The sequence below is a fragment of the Phenylobacterium montanum genome, assembly GCF_018135625.1.
GTDB lineage: Bacteria > Pseudomonadota > Alphaproteobacteria > Caulobacterales > Caulobacteraceae > Poindextera > Poindextera montana.
Genome location: NZ_CP073078.1, coordinates 1,615,239 through 1,630,034, shown reverse-complemented (window position 1 = coordinate 1,630,034; position 14,796 = coordinate 1,615,239). Strand labels below are relative to the sequence as shown.

Annotated in this window: 11 protein-coding genes; 6 read left to right on the top strand and 5 right to left on the bottom strand. The window is 68.3% G+C overall.

Features of this window, described 5'->3' with window-relative positions; translation table 11 throughout:
- Positions 1-13 precede the first annotated feature (13 nt).
- A complete protein-coding gene (locus KCG34_RS07155; RefSeq protein WP_211939696.1) occupies positions 14-937 on the bottom strand; it encodes a methylenetetrahydrofolate reductase in 924 nt (307 codons plus the stop codon).
- A gap of 276 nt (positions 938-1,213) precedes the next feature.
- Between KCG34_RS07155 and KCG34_RS07150 the strand changes: the two genes are divergently transcribed.
- Positions 1,214-1,924 (top strand): GntR family transcriptional regulator, encoded by a 711-nt coding sequence (locus tag KCG34_RS07150; protein ID WP_211939695.1) that lies wholly within the window; start codon positions 1,214-1,216, stop codon positions 1,922-1,924.
- A gap of 85 nt (positions 1,925-2,009) precedes the next feature.
- Complete coding sequence (locus KCG34_RS07145) at positions 2,010-3,065, top strand: LacI family DNA-binding transcriptional regulator (RefSeq protein WP_211939694.1); 1,056 nt, start codon at positions 2,010-2,012, stop codon at positions 3,063-3,065.
- Here KCG34_RS07145 and KCG34_RS07140 read toward each other — a convergent pair.
- Positions 3,020-4,075, bottom strand: coding sequence for a LacI family DNA-binding transcriptional regulator (locus tag KCG34_RS07140; RefSeq protein ID WP_249138249.1), 1,056 nt, complete (start codon positions 4,073-4,075; stop codon positions 3,020-3,022). The genes KCG34_RS07145 and KCG34_RS07140 overlap by 46 nt on opposite strands.
- 228 nt (positions 4,076-4,303) lie before the next feature.
- On the opposite strand from KCG34_RS07140, the gene KCG34_RS07135 reads away from it, so the two are divergent.
- The 3 genes from KCG34_RS07135 to KCG34_RS07125 all read left to right on the top strand — a co-directional run bounded on the left by KCG34_RS07135 (position 4,304) and on the right by KCG34_RS07125 (position 10,656).
- The gene (locus KCG34_RS07135; RefSeq protein ID WP_211939693.1) at positions 4,304-6,580 is read left to right on the top strand and encodes a TonB-dependent receptor; all 2,277 of its coding nucleotides are present in this window, start codon (positions 4,304-4,306) and stop codon (positions 6,578-6,580) included.
- Between the two features lie 183 nt (positions 6,581-6,763).
- On the top strand, positions 6,764-8,368 hold the full coding sequence (locus KCG34_RS07130; RefSeq protein WP_211939692.1) for a carboxylesterase/lipase family protein: 1,605 nt from the start codon (positions 6,764-6,766) through the stop codon (positions 8,366-8,368).
- An 86-nt stretch (positions 8,369-8,454) separates the two neighbouring features.
- Complete coding sequence (locus tag KCG34_RS07125) at positions 8,455-10,656, top strand: beta-glucosidase (RefSeq protein ID WP_211939691.1); 2,202 nt, start codon at positions 8,455-8,457, stop codon at positions 10,654-10,656.
- A 173-nt stretch (positions 10,657-10,829) separates the two neighbouring features.
- On the opposite strand, the gene KCG34_RS07120 is transcribed toward KCG34_RS07125, so the two are convergent.
- A complete protein-coding gene (locus tag KCG34_RS07120; RefSeq protein ID WP_211939690.1) occupies positions 10,830-11,288 on the bottom strand; it encodes a universal stress protein in 459 nt (152 codons plus the stop codon).
- Positions 11,289-11,611: 323 nt separating this feature from the next.
- Here KCG34_RS07120 and KCG34_RS07115 point away from each other — a divergent pair, with 323 nt between their 5' ends.
- Positions 11,612-12,478 (top strand): winged helix-turn-helix domain-containing protein, encoded by an 867-nt coding sequence (locus tag KCG34_RS07115; RefSeq protein ID WP_211939689.1) that lies wholly within the window; start codon positions 11,612-11,614, stop codon positions 12,476-12,478.
- Between the two features lie 233 nt (positions 12,479-12,711).
- Here KCG34_RS07115 and KCG34_RS07110 read toward each other — a convergent pair whose 3' ends face one another.
- Positions 12,712-13,101 (bottom strand): DUF779 domain-containing protein, encoded by a 390-nt coding sequence (locus KCG34_RS07110; protein ID WP_211939688.1) that lies wholly within the window; start codon positions 13,099-13,101, stop codon positions 12,712-12,714.
- Between the two features lie 84 nt (positions 13,102-13,185).
- Positions 13,186-14,706 carry an aldehyde dehydrogenase gene (gene adh / locus KCG34_RS07105; RefSeq protein WP_211939687.1) on the bottom strand — a complete coding sequence of 507 codons (1,521 nt, stop codon included), beginning with the start codon at positions 14,704-14,706 and terminating at the stop codon, positions 13,186-13,188.
- Positions 14,707-14,796 lie beyond the last annotated feature (90 nt).

The following is a 14,796-nucleotide window of genomic DNA, read 5'->3' as shown; positions in this document are numbered from 1 at the left end:
GCGGGCGGGGCTTTCAGGCGCAGCCGGCTTCGGCGATCAGCCGGTTGGCCCAGGCGACCGACTTGGCCACCCCGCCGAAGGTGAAGAGGTGGATCCCTTCGATGCGGGGCAACGGCAGGGTGTCCGCGTCAAGGGCCAGGGCGAGGTCGGCCAGGATCTGGTCGGCCCTGCCATTGCGGTTCAGCTGCGCCAGGGCCTCGCCGTGGTTGCGCAAGCCTTTGAGCGACGCGCCGACTCCACAGTAGAGGGCGTATTTGAGCAGCATTCCTGGATCGGTGGGGCCGGCTAGGCCGATCCGCGCCGTCGCGCCGGGCGCCTCGCCGTGCAGGGCCAGCAGGCGGGGCAGGATCGGCGCGGCGTCGACGGTGAACTGGCTGACCAGACGCGCCTCCAGGCCGCGGAAGCGGGCAGCGGCCAGCTTGGCCTGCAGCGCCTGACGCATCTCGGCGGCCCCGACGGCCGGGTGGCCCTCGGGGTGCAAGGCGAAGGCAAGGCGGCGAAAGCCGCGCCGTTCGAACAGGCCGGTTTCCACCAACTCGAGGCTGCAGTGATAGGGGCCGGCGGGCTCGGCGCGATCGCCCGCCAGCACCAGGGCCTGGCGCGCGCCGCCTTCGTCGGCCAGGCGGCCGAGCAGGCGCTCCAGCATGGCCTGGCTGGTCATGGCGCGGGCGATGATGTGGGGCGTCGGCGTCAGGCCGGCGGCCGAGAGGCGGCGGGCCGCCTGGACTACGCGCTCGGGGCGCTCGCCGGGTGTGAAGGCGATGAAGACCTCGGTTCCGATCGGAAGGTCGCTGTCGCAGGCCTCGGCCACGGTGCGGTCGGCGCCGGTGACTTCGATCGAATAGCCGTGCAGCAGGCGACCGGCTGACTGGAAGGGCGCTGGCGAGCTTTCGGGTGCTGCGTGGCGGGCTGTCGCCAGCTGGGCCTGTGCGGTCATGGGCTTCCTCGCCTGGGCCGTTCGGCGCGGCCGCGTCATTGATGGGTGGATCGATCGGTTGATCCGCTAAAATGTATACATTTATGAAGGCGTGGTCGGCAAGGGGTGTGGGGCGGGGTGAGACATCCAGACCAAATATCCGGAAAAACGACCTATATTGTGATGTTTTGGTTCGCGATCCACGGGTGGGTTTGCGCGGCGCGCACGATATGTATACAAAAAACAGTCGATCGCCGACCGTTTGCAAGCCGGGAGGGGTGCGATATGCAGCGGTCCATGTCCCAGCGCTCCCAACTCGTGCTGAAGCTCCGCGAAATGATCCTGACCGGCCGCTTCCAGCCCGGGGAGCGGCTGGCCGAGGAGCCGGTGGCCGCGGCCCTGGGCGTCTCGCGTACGCCGATCCGCTCAGCCCTGGAGATCCTGGCGCGCGAGGGGCTGGTCACGCCGACCGCCAACCAGCGCGGCTATGTGGTGCGCGAAGTGACGCTGAAGGAGATCCTCGACGCGACCGAGTTGCGCGGCGTGCTGGAGGGGGTGGCCGCGCGTCAGGTGGCGGAGGCTGGCCTTTCGGATGCGGATCGCGGCGTGCTGGAGGACTGCATCGCCTGCGCGGCGGCGATCTTCGAAAAGAACGCCCTGACCCCCGACGACGGCGGGCTGTGGGCCGAGCAGAACGAGCGTTTCCACCGCACCATCATCGAGGCCAGCGGCAACGCGCCCCTGATCCATGCGCTGAAGATCAACGACCAGACGCCATTTTCCAGCGCGGGCGCCTTCCTGGAGGATAGAGACGATCCGGAGGCTACGCGGCGGCAGTATGCGATCCTCCTGGCGGCGCAGCGGCACCACGAGACCGTGCTCGCCTGCCTGGTCCGCGGGGAGGGGGCGCGGGCCGAGGCCCTGATGCGCGAGCACTGCTTCCTGGCGGTCGAGAACATCACCCTGTTTCGCGCCGGCCTCGGCGACGGGCGGCTTCTGGCGCCATAGCCAGCCTGACCTGGAATGGTGCGCGCGCCTTGACGGCCTAGCCCTCGCATGGGCAGTTTCGGGCGGGGGCGAACGGGAGTCTGGATTGGCGGCCGCCACGATCAAGGACGTCGCAGCGCGGGCGAACGTCTCGGTGATGACCGTCTCTCGCGTGCTCAGTGGGCGGAAGTTCGTCAGCGAGGACAAGCGGGAGCGGGTGCTGGCGGCGATCGCCGAGCTGCGCTTCCGCCGCAATCCGTCGGCGCGGGGCCTGCCCGAGGCGCGCACCTATGTCCTGGCCCTGATCGCCGGCCAGATCCCGCACTATGTGGCCGAGATCGAGCGCGGGGCGATCCGCCAGTGCCGACGCAGCGACTACCATTTGGTCGTGGTTCTGCCGACTTTTCGCGGCGACGATCCGGTGACCGGCCTGCGCAAGGCGCTCTCTTCGCTTCGGGTGGACGGGGTGATCCTGCTGCCGCCGCTGGGCAACAACCCCGCCGTGCTGGATTGGCTCGATCAGCGCGGCCTTCCCTATGTGCGCATCGCCCCGGACGACCAGCCGGGCCGCGCGCCCTCGGTCGGCATCGACGACGTGGCGGCCGGGGAGGCGATCACGGACCACCTCCTGGATCTCGGTCATCGGCGGATCGGCTTCATCCAGGGGCCGGCGAACCACGGGGACGCCCTGCGCCGGCAGACCGGATACATCCGGGCGCTTGAGCGCCGTGGGGTCGTGGTGAATTCCGCGCTGATCGCGCCTGGCGATTTCACCTTCCTCGGCGGGCTGCGGGCGGCGAGCCGGCTGCTGTCCCTGCCGAACCGGCCCACGGCCATCTTCGCCGCCAATGACGACATGGCCCTGGGGGTGATGTCGGCCGCTTCACGGGCAGGGCTCTCGACGCCGGATGAGCTGGCCGTGGCCGGCTTCGACGACAGCGAGGGCGCGCGGCAATCCTGGCCGATGCTGACCACCATCCGCCAGCCCATGGCCGACATGGGCCAGGCGGCGGCGCAGTTCCTGATCGAACGCAGCGGCCGCGACGGCGCGAACCTGCAGCCGGAGACACGCTCGTTCGGGTTCGAGCTGGTGGTGCGCGGCTCGACGGCGGCGGTTCAGCAGCCCGGCGGGGCGGTGGAGCCGCGGACGATCAGCTTGTAGTCCAGCTGGCGGCTTGGGACCGGCCAGGCTTGGCCTTTGCCCGAGGCCTCGATCAGCATGTCGGCCGCCGCCGCGCTCATGGCCGCGATCGGCTGGCGGATGGTGGTCAGCTCCGGCCAGGCCATCAGGGCCGGTTCGGAATCGTCGAACCCTGCCACGGAAAGTTCCTTCGGAACGGCCAGGCCGGCGCGCGAGGCGGCCGACATGACGCCGAGGGCCATGTCGTCATTGGCAGCGAAAATGGCCGTGGGGCGGCGTTCGCCGGCCAGCAGCGGCGCAGAGGCGATCATGCCCGACTCGAAGGAGAAGTCGCCCTGGCCGATGCGTTTGGGCGAGACCGCCAAGCGCGCTTCGCCCATCGCCCGCAAAAAGCCGCTCAGGCGGCGAGGCGACGCGGCGTGCCCCGCCGGGCCGGCGACAAAGCCGATGTCGCGGTGGCCCTGGGCCAGCAGGTGGCGGGTCATGTCATAGGCGGCCTGGGAGTCGTCTATGGCCACGAACGGGGTGCGCTCGACCTCGTTCATCGGCGCGATGCGCACATAGCGGACGCCGGCCCGCTCGATGGCGTCGAGCACGAACGGGTCGTCGCAGATCGGCGGGGTGAGGATCAGCCCGTCGACCCGCAGGCGAGACAGGATCAGGTCCAGGGTGCGTGGGACATCGTCGCCGGGTTCCAGCGGTTCGACGACCAGATGATGGCCGGTCTCCTGGCAACGGGTGATGGCCCCGGTCTGGCACTTGCTGATGTAGCTCTCGCTGGGATTGTCGAACATCAGCCCGATCAGGAAGGTCCGCCCCCCGGCCAGCTCCCGCGCGGCGCCGTTAGGGGCGTAGCCCAGCTGTTCGGCCGCCGCCCGCACCCGCTCGCGCAGCTCCGGCCGCACGTGCGGCTCGTTGTTCAGCACCCGGGCGACGGTCTTGAACGAGACGCCGGCGGCCTCGGCCACGTCCTTGATGCTGGTCTGGCGCGCGGCCATGCAGGTCCGATTCTCAGCCTTGAGTTTGTTCATCTTCCGCCCATTCGCCATCAGCCGTCGAGCCTTCCCATTCCCCAGACTGGTTCTCGCAGCCCCGCTGCAACGGCATCGGGCTAACGTTGTCAAAATCGGGGGTAACGTTGTCAAAATCTGATTGACAACGTTCGCCCTGACCTCTTAGCTCCGAGCCAACATCAATGGCCGGCGCCAAGCCGGCGACCGGCCGTCCAAGGACCGGCATCTGAGGGGAGGGGCGCGGCCATGCGCATCAAAAGCCTTTTCATGCTTTCGGCGGGCGTCCCGGCCCTGGCGCTGGCTGCAGCCGTGCAGCCGGCCTGGGCCGCCGATCAGCCGGCCTCGCCGATCCAGGAGGTGGTGGTCACCGCCAACCGCACCGAATCGCTGGCCTCCAAGACGCCGATCGCCCTGACCGCGGTGACCGGCCAGAGCCTGAAGACCGAAGGGGTGACCAACCCGACCCTGCTGGCCGAAACGGTCCCGAACCTCAGCATCGACCGGGCGAACGGCCTGCAGATCACCATCCGCGGCGTGACCTCGACCGATGGCACCGAGAAGGGCGACCCGTCCGCCTCCTTCCTCTTGGACGGGATCTACATCGCCCGGCCGCAGGCGCAGGAGGTTTCGTTCTTCGACATCGATCGGGTCGAGGTTCTGCGGGGGCCGCAGGGAACGCTGTACGGTCGCAACACCACCGCCGGCGTGGTCAACGTGATCTCGGCCAAGCCGAAGTTCGCCTACGCGGCCAGCGCCGACGTCACCCTGGGCGACTATTCGACGACTGAGGCCACGGCCATGGTCAACCTGCCGCTGAACGACGTCCTGGCCCTGCGTGTCGCCGGCAACTACGACGCCCGCGACAGCTATGTGACCCAGGCGGCTTCGCAGAGCTGGAAGCTGCCGAAGGACAAGGACAACGCCTCTGCCCGCGTCAGCCTGCTCTACAAGCCGAACGACCGGCTGAACCTGCTGGTCCGCGGCGACGTCTCCAGCATCCGCGGCGTGCAGAGCAACGTCCTGGCCTCGAACTTCTTCCAGCTGCCGTTTCAGGCCCCGGTCGCAGGCGAGCGCGGCGTCGATCCCGCCTATGTCAGCCGCGACGCCTCCGATGAGCTGAAGAAGACCTATGCCGACGTCCGGAGCGCCTACAATCACGACGTCACTTGGGGCGTGATGGGCGAGCTGAACTGGAGCGTCGCCGGCCACTGGACCTTCACCTGGCTCGGCGGCTATCGCGGGTACAGCCGCGACGACGCCGGCAGCAGCTGGATCGGCGCGGTCTACCTATCGCCGACCCTGCAGCCCAACATCGTCGTGCCGAACTCCTTCACCGGCAACTACAATGAACAGTCGCAGGAAGTGCGGGTGGCCTATTCGGGCGACCGGCTGAAGGCGCAGGCCGGGCTCTATTACTTCCGCGAGCACTACGGCATCGACTTCCTGCTCTATGGCCTGATCAGCCAGACCCCGGGCGCGCCCGGCTACTTCTTCGGCTTCCCGCAGACCCCGGGAGGCTCGCAGTCCGTCGGCGAGTTCGGACAGGCGACCTATTCGCTCACTGACCGCTGGCGGATCACGGCCGGCGTCCGAGCCACCGACGACGACAAGTTCCGCCACGGGGCGACCATCTTCCACGGCGCGGTCGGAGAGCCCTTCAACCCAGCCACCGACAGCCTGAACGATGCGCACCTGAAGACGCAGAAGGTCACCTGGAAGGCCGGGACCGACTTCGACCTGACGCCGGCGACCATGCTCTACTTCACCGCCTCGACCGGCTATCGCGCGGGCGGCTTCAACGACGGCTGCGCCGCCGGCATGCCGAACTGCAACAACCCGTTGCCGACCAAGGCTCTGTATTATCAGCCGGAAACGCTGACGGCCTACGAGGCTGGGGTGAAGTCGAAGCTGCTGCACAACACGCTGCGCCTGACCGCAGACTATTTCCACTACGACTACAACAATCTGCAGCTCAGCCAGGTGTCCAACATCTGCGGCGGACCCTGCCAGGTGACGACCAATGCGGCTTCGGCCGAGGTGGACGGGCTGGAGCTGGAAGGGCTCTACGCCTTCGATGCGCGCAACCGCTTCGATTTCTCGGCGACCTGGCTCGACGCGCGCTATGCCGACTGGGAGATCGTGTCAGGCGTCAATTTCGCCGGATTGAAGCTCGACCACTCGCCCGACGTCACCCTTACGGCCGGCTATACCTACACCCAGCCGCTGTCCAACGGGGCGAGCCTGATCGCCAATGTCCGCACGCGCTATTCCGACCGCTACGCCATGATCTCGACCGCGCTGCGGGCCCAGTTCTGGCAGCCGGGCTTCACCAAGACCGACCTCAGCCTGACCTACAGCGCCCCGGGCGATGTCTGGTACCTGCAGGGTTTCGTCCGGAACCTCGAGGACAGCATCAACGTGACCAACGTCGCGGTCACGACCAACGTGAACGCCTTCACCAACGGCACAGTCAATTTCGGCGATCCGCGCACCTGGGGCGTTCGCTTCGGCGCCAAGTTCTGATCTCGCGGCGTCCTCCCCGATCGGGGGCCGCTCTCCAGGCCGGAGCGGTCCCACCTCCTTTGACGAGGCGGATTTGATGAAGTCGTTCGTTTCGGGGACAGTGCTGATTGTCGACGCCGGCCTGGCCCCGGCGCCTTTGACCAATGCTAAGGTCCGCGCTGGGCGGGACCCAAGGAGGACTTCATGAGTTTCAAGCGCCTGGTATCGTCGGCGACCGTCCTGGCCGCAGCGGCCCTCGCGGGCGCGGCGGCGGCCGCGCCGGCCCCGGTGCAGGTCAAGACCGAAAGCGGCGCGCTCAAGGGCTCGGTCCAGGACGGGGTGCTGGCGTTCAAGGGCTTTCCCTTCGCCGCGCCGCCGGTGGGCGACCTGCGCTGGCGCCCGCCGCAGCCGGCGGCGCGCTGGAGCGGGGTGCGCGAGGCGACCGAGTACGGCCATGACTGCATGCAAAAGCCGTTCGCCAGCGATGCGGCGCCGCTGGGGACCACGCCGGCGGAGGACTGCCTGGTGATGAACGTCTGGCGGCCGGCCGAGGCGTCGCCGAAGAACCTGCCGGTGATGGTCTGGATCTATGGCGGCGGCTTCGTCAACGGCGGCTCCTCGCCGGCGGTCTATTCCGGCGCGCCCTTCGCCAAGCAGGGGGTGGTGTTCGTCAGCTTCAACTATCGCCTGGGCCGCTTCGGCTTCTTCGGCTTCCCGGCCCTGACCAAGGAGCATCCGGCCGAGTTGAAGGGCGACTATGGCTACATGGACCAGATAGCCGCTCTGAAATGGGTCAGGCGCAACATCGCCTCTTTTGGCGGCGATCCGGACAACGTTACCGTATTCGGCGAATCCGCCGGCGGCGGCTCGGTGCACATGCTCTTGACCTCACCCCTGGCCAAGGGGCTGTTCCAGAAGGCGATCATCGAATCCGGCGGCGGCCGGGGCTCGCTGATGGGGCCGCGCAAGCTGAGCGAAGACCTGCCTAACATGCCTTCGGCCGAGACCATCGGCGTCAATTTCGCCAAGAAGCACGGCGTCGAGGGAACCGACGCGGCGGCCCTGGCCAAGCTGCGCGCGCTGCCGGCCGAGGCGGTGGTCGACAACCTGAACCTGGTGTCGATGATGCAGCCGGGCGGCGCGCCGACCTATGGCGGGCCGATGTTCGACGGCAGGATCGTCACCCAGTCGCCTGACGACGCCTATCGCGCCGGCGCCCAGGCCAAGGTTCCGGTGATCATCGGGGCCAACAGCGACGACATCGGCTTCTCCTTCGCCCAGACCCTGGACCAGGCCGTGGCTCCCCTGGGCGGCGACAAGGCCAAGGCCCTGGCCGTCTATGATCCGGAGGGCGGCGGCAATGTCCGCGCGGTGGCCAGCAAGGTGGCCATGGACCAGATGATGGTCGAGCCGGCCCGCTTCGTCGCCGGTGCCATCGGCGCGCAGGGCCTGCCGACCTGGGAGTTCCGCTTCTCCTACGTCGCCGACTCCATGAGGGCGGAGTGGAAGGCCGGCGCGCCGCACGCCACCGAGATCCCCTATGTGTTCGACACGGTTTCGGCCAAGTACGGCGACAAGCTGACGGCGGGCGACGAGGCGGTGGCCAGGGCGGCCAACACCTACTGGGCCAATTTCGCCAAGACCGGCGATCCCAACGGCCCGGGCCTGCCGGAATGGCCGCGCTATGACCCCGGCAAGGACAAAATCCTCGACTTCAGGCCCGACGGGACAGTCGTCGCCCAGCCCGATCCTTGGAAAGCGCGCCTCGACCTCGTGGCGGCGGCCGCCGACCCCAGGGGCGGCCACTAGGCCGCCCGCACAAGTCCCTTCACCCAAGGCCGCGGGCGCTTCGGACGTCCGCGGCGCCATTTTGCGCCGATGAAAGACCAAACCCGATGACCCTGCGTTCCCTGCTCCTCGCCGGCGCCGTCCTTTTGGCGGCGACCCCCGCCCTGGCCCAGACCGCGACGCCGGCCCATCCCTGGATGAACACCAAGCTGTCGCCCGACGAACGGGCCAAGCTCCTGGACCAGCAGCTGACGCCGGACGAGCGCTACGGCCTGCTGCACGGGCCGATGGCCATGCCGTTCTTCTTCGGCGGCAAGCTGCCCGCCGGCGCGGTCGGCTCGGCCGGCTACATCCCGGGCGTCCCGCGCCTGGGCGTGCCGGCGCTGCAGGAGAGCGACGCCAGCCTGGGCGTGGCCAATCCGGGCAATGTGCGTGTGGGCGATGTGGCGACGCCCTTGCCGTCGGGCCTGGCCATGGCCTCGACCTTCGACCCCGAGGCGGCCTATGCGGCCGGCGCCATGATCGGCCACGAGGCCTGGAGCAAGGGGCTGAACGTGCTGCTGGGCGGCGGGGTCGACCTGATCCGCGACCCGCGCAACGGGCGCAATTTCGAATACTACAGCGAAGATCCCTTGCTCTCGGGGGTGATGGCCGGCGAGGCGATCCGCGGGACCGAGGGCCAGCACGTGGTCTCCACCACCAAGCACTTCGCCCTCAATGACCAGGAGACCGGCCGCAACATCGTCAGCGCCAACATCGGCGAGGCCGCGGCGCGGGAAAGCGACCTTCTGGCCTTCGAGATCGCCATCGAACGCGGCCATCCGGGCTCGGTGATGTGCTCGTACAACCGCGTGAACGGCGTCTATGCCTGCGAAAACGACCAGCTGCTGAACAAGACCCTGAAGGGCGACTGGGCCTATCCGGGCTTCGTCATGTCCGACTGGGGGGCGGTGCATGGGGTGGGGGCGGCCAGCGGCGGCCTCGACCAGGAATCCGGCGAGCAGCTGGACAAGCAGGTCTTCTTCGGAGAACCCCTGAAGGCCGCGGTGGCCAGCGGCGAAATCCCCGCCGCCCGGGTCTCGGACATGAGTCGGCGTATCCTGCGCTCGATGTTCGCCGCCGGCCTGTTCGACCAGCCGGCGACCAAGGCCCCGATCGACTACGCCGCCGACGCCGCCGTGGCCAAGCGCGCGGCCGAGGAGGGCATCGTGCTGCTGGCCAATCGCGACAACCTCCTGCCGCTGGCCAAGACCGCAAAGTCGATCGTGGTCATCGGCGGCCATGCCGACGCCGGGGTGCTCTCGGGCGCCGGCTCCTCGCAGGTGGTCCCGGCCGGCGGGCCGACGCGGATCGTGCCGGTCGGCGGCGAGGGCTTCATGAGCTTTGTCGGCAACGCCGTCTACGACCCCTCCTCGCCGCTGAAGGCGATCCGGACCAAGGCCGCCGGCGCGCAGGTGAGCTTCGAGGACGGCCGCTATCCGAAGGCGGCGGCCGAGGCGGCGAAAAAGGCCGACCTGGCCGTCGTCTTCGCCACCCAATGGATGACCGAGGGCGTCGACGCCGCCGACCTGTCCCTGCCGAGCGGCCAGGACGAGCTGATCGCCGCCGTGACCAAGGCCAATCCGCACACCATCGTGGTGCTGGAGACGGGCGGGCCTGTGGCCATGCCCTGGCTGGACCAGGCGGGCGCCGTGGTCGAGGCCTGGTATTCCGGGGCCAAGGGCGGCGAGGCGATCGCCGATGTCCTGTTCGGCGAGGCCGACGCCTCCGGGCGGCTGCCAGTGACGTTCCCGGCCAGCGAGGCGCAACTGCCTCGGCCGGAGATCCCCGGCTGGGGCCTGCCGGAGACGGAAGCCTTCGACATGAGCTTCCCCGAGGGCTCGAACGTCGGCTACCGCTGGTTCGCGGCCAAGGGCGAAAAGCCCCTGTTCCCGTTCGGCTATGGCCTCTCCTATACTAGCTTCGCCTATGACGGTTTGAAGGTCGAAGGCGGCAAGGCGCTGAAGGTCAGCTTCGACGTCAAGAACACGGGCGCGCGGGCCGGCTCGGACAGCCCGCAGGTCTATCTGACCGACGTCGCCGGCAAGGCCAGGCTACGCCTGATCGGCTTCCAGCGCGTGGCCTTGCAGCCGGGCGAGAGCAGGCACGTCACCCTGACCGCTGATCCGCGCCTGCTGGCCGACTTCGACGAGGCGGGCCACAGGTGGAAGCTGGGCGGCGGGACCTATCACGTGGCCGTCGGCGCCTCTTCGGCCGACCTGAAGCTGACCGGCGAGGCCAAGCTGGCGGCGCAGTCGATCAAGCCCTGAGGATAGGGCCAGGGGGAAGGGGCTGGCGGCCTGGCCGCAGCTGAAGGCCAAGGACCCGCAGATCATGCCCCTGGGCGACCACCCGGGCGCGCGGCCATTGCTGCCCAAGGACAAGCTGGAGGCGGTGGACGCTATCTGGCCCAGGGTGGGACGCCCGGGATCTTCTGAAGGCTTCAGCGCGGCGCCAGCAGGCGCTCGAATTCCTCGTCGCTGACGCAGTTGCGCGCGATCAGCACGCTGCAGCCGACCTGGTCGACGATGTAGCCACCCGAGGCGCCCGACCACCAGCGGTCGAGGAGGCTTTGGCGGCGATGGCCGACCACGATCAGGTCTGCTTTGAACTTGGTCGCCGCCGCCCCGATCTGCACCGCCGGTTCGCCGGTGACCACCGCGCCCGACGCCTCCAGGCCCAGCCGGTGCAGCCGGTCCAGGCCAGCTTCCAGCAAAGATTTGCCCTGGGTCGGGCGGGGCGCCGGATAGACGCTGTCGGCCATCAGGGCGCCGGTGCTGTGCGTGATCACCACCAGCAGGAACACGCTGGACTGAAAGCGATGGGCCAGAAGGGCGCCTTCCCTGAGCGCGGTAAGGCTTTCCCGCGTCTCGTCGGTGGCGAGCAGGATGCGTTCATACATGGCGCCTCTCCCCCGGAGCCATACCGGGGACGCAGGTTCACCCAGCTGACGCAGGTTCGCAACTGTCGTCGCCCCGATCTGCGCCGAGCGAAGGTGAAAGATGTTGTCGGGCGGGCGGGGCGCAGCCAAATGGCGAACACTGTGCGGAAACGACTTCAAGGCAGCGAATCGTGTTGCTATTCGGAAATAAATTGGAGTGATCGCGGCGTAGGGTGTTCGCCACGCGGTTTTGGGGATCTGGACGATTGGACGGGATCGAGTCGTCTAAAGCCGGCGTCGCGGCTTCCGGAGCGGCGGAACGGGCGGGAAACCTGGATCGCCTGGTGATCAGGCTGTCGACCGCCTACCTGCTCGCCTTCATGGCGCTCGCGCGTGACCTGTTCGACCAGGACGTCGCCAAGGGGCTGGTGTTCATCGGCTATGTCCACGGCAATGTCGGCCATCTGGACCACAATCCCGCCGACCGCGGGCGGTTCGATTCGCTGGACCACGTGCCCACCCAGGCCGAGGCCCGGCCGCTGAGGCCGCACAAGCTGGCGCTGTCGCTGGGCCTGGCGCGCGAGACGGTGCGGCGAAAGTCGGCGGAACTCGCGGCCGAGGGATGGCTGGTCGAGACCGGGCGCGGATTTGCGGCCTCGCCAAGGGCCGCGGCGAGCGAGAAGCTCCTGGGAGCCATTCTGCGCAACAAGATGCTGGTGGACGAATTGATCGGAGAGCTGGCCTCCGTCGGCCTCGCTGCGCGGCCGGAACCGGAGGCGGTGCGGGCCCCGCCCTATCGGGCGATCATCCGACTGTCGCTTGGCTATGTGCTGCGGTGCATGGACGAGGTGCGCCAACTGTTCGACGGCGACATCCTGACCGGGCTGATCTTCTGCGCTGTCATCGACGCCAACACGGCCCACCTGATCGGGGCCGCGGGCGCCCGTTACGCCGCGCTGGAAGATCATGTGCCGGACGATTTGCGGCGTCCGATCTCGGCCCTCGCGCTGTCCACCCGTTTGGGCTTGCCGCGTGAGACGGTGCGCCGCCATGTGCGCAAGCTGGAGCAGAAAGGAGCCTGCGAAACGGTCGAAGGCGGCCTGGTCGTGCCCCAGGCGGTGCTGCGCCAGCCGCACATCGTGGCCGCGACCGTGCGCAATGCGGCTAATGTCCGCCTGCTGGTCCGCCAGCTGCGAGACGCCGGTTATTGAAGCCCGCCGCGGGAGGGCTGCGGTCACGAGCCGTCTCGCAACCCGCTCGGGTCTTCCCGAAATAGCGGCCTTGCGGGCGAAACCGGCGCCCAGATCGACCCGAACATTTGCAGCGAGCGCCCATCAGCCGCAGGCCGCGCAAAGACAGGCGGGAGCTCCGTCCCCTGACGACGAGCGCGTGCACGCTAACCCGCGGCCGCGTTGCAGGCCAGTCCCGCGCCAGGTCGAGCAGGTCACTGGCCGGCTCCGCGCCGAGGCGGCCCTTCGGCGTCGAGGGCGGCGGCCTCATCGTCGGTGAACACGCGCGAGCGGGTCAGGAAGCGCATGCCCTCGGGCGCCTCCAGCGAGAAGCCCGCACCGCGTCCGGGGACGGCGTCGATGATCAGCTGGGTGTGCCGCCAGTATTCGAACTGGGCGGCGCCGATATAGACCGGGCAGGCGCCAGCGATGCGGCCCAAAAGCACATCCTGGGCCCCGACCTTGAACTCGCCCTCCGGATAACACATCGGGGAGGAGCCGTCGCAGCAGCCGCCCGATTGATGGAACATCAGTGGGCCATGGACGCTCTCCAGCCGGGCGATCAGGGCGTCGGCGGCGGGGGTGGACAGAATACGGGCGACCATGGCGCTGCTAGATCCGGAAAAAGGGCCGGGGAAGGGGACAGTGGCCCCGCAGCCCCAGCCATGGATGCGCTCGGAGGAGAACGCTCAGAAGAAGCCGAGCGCCTTGGGGCTGTAGCTGACCAAGAGGTTCTTGGTCTGCTGGTAGTGGTCCAGCATCATCTTGTGCGTCTCGCGGCCGATGCCCGACTGCTTGTAGCCGCCGAAGGCCGCGTGGGCCGGATAGAGGTGGTAGCAGTTGGTCCAGACGCGGCCGGCCTGGATGCTACGGCCGAAGCGGTAGGCGCGGTTGCCGTTGCGGGTCCAGACGCCGGCGCCCAGGCCATAGAGGGTGTCGTTGGCGATGGAGAGCGCCTCGTCCTCGTCCTTGAACGGCGTGACGGCGACAACAGGTCCGAAGATCTCCTCCTGGAAGATCCGCATCCTGTTGTGGCCTTCGAGGATGGTCGGGGTGACGTAGTAGCCCTCGGCCAGTTCGCCGCCCAGGCTGGCCCGGCCGCCGCCCGTCAGCACCTTGGCGCCTTCGCCCTTGCCGATGTCGATATAGCTGAGGATCTTCTCCAGCTGGTCGTTGGAGGCCTGGGCGCCGATCATGGTCGCCACGTCCAGCGGATCGCCCTGCTTGATCGCCTGCACCCGGGCGACCGCCTTCTCCATGAACTTGTCATAGATCTTGGCGTGGACCAGGGCCCGGCTGGGGCAGGTGCAGACCTCGCCCTGGTTCAGGGCGAACATGGCGAAGCCTTCGAGCGCCTTGTCGAAGAACTCGTCGTTCTCAGCCATGACGTCGTCGAAGAAGATGTTTGGGCTTTTGCCGCCCAGCTCGAGCGTCACCGGGATCAGGTTCTCGGAGGCGTACTGCATGATCAGCCGGCCCGTCGTCGTCTCGCCGGTGAAGGCGATCTTGGCGATGCGCGGGCTCTGGGCCAGCGGCTTGCCGGCCTCGACGCCGAAGCCGTTGACGACGTTGAGTACGCCGGGCGGCAGGAGGTCGCCGATAATGTCCATCAGCACCATGATGCTCATCGGGGTCTGCTCGGCGGGCTTGAGCACCACGCAGTTGCCGGCGGCCAGGGCCGGGGCCAGCTTCCAGCAGGCCATCAGCAGCGGGAAGTTCCAGGGGATGATCTGACCGACCACGCCCAGCGGCTCGTGGAAGTGATAGGCGACGGTGTCGTGGTCGATCTCGGCCAGGGAGCCTTCCTGGGCGCGGATGCAGGAGGCGAAGTAGCGGAAGTGGTCGATGGCCAGGGGCAGGTCGGCCGCGGTGGTCTCGCGGATCGGCTTGCCGTTGTCGAGGGTCTCGACCAGGGCCAGGGAGGAAAGGCGGGATTCCATCCGGTCGGCGATCCGGTTCAGGATCAGGGCGCGCTCGGCGGTCGAGGTGCGGCCCCAGGCGACCTTGGCCTTGTGCGCGGCGTCCAGCGCCAGCTCGATGTCCTCCGCGGTCGAGCGGGCGATCTGGCATATCACCTTGCCGCTGATCGGGGTCACGTTGTCGAAATAGCGACCCTGCACCGGCGCGACCCAGTCGCCGCCGATGAAGTTGTCGTACTTCGGCCGCATCAAGATGTCCTTGCCGAGTTGTTCGAGAGTCTTTTGCAACATGGCCGCCTCCGTCCAAGCTTTGCCGCCCCGATAGGGCGTATGATTTCGAGTGAAGAGTGGGCTCGGCGGACTGTAGTTGGAATTCGACTT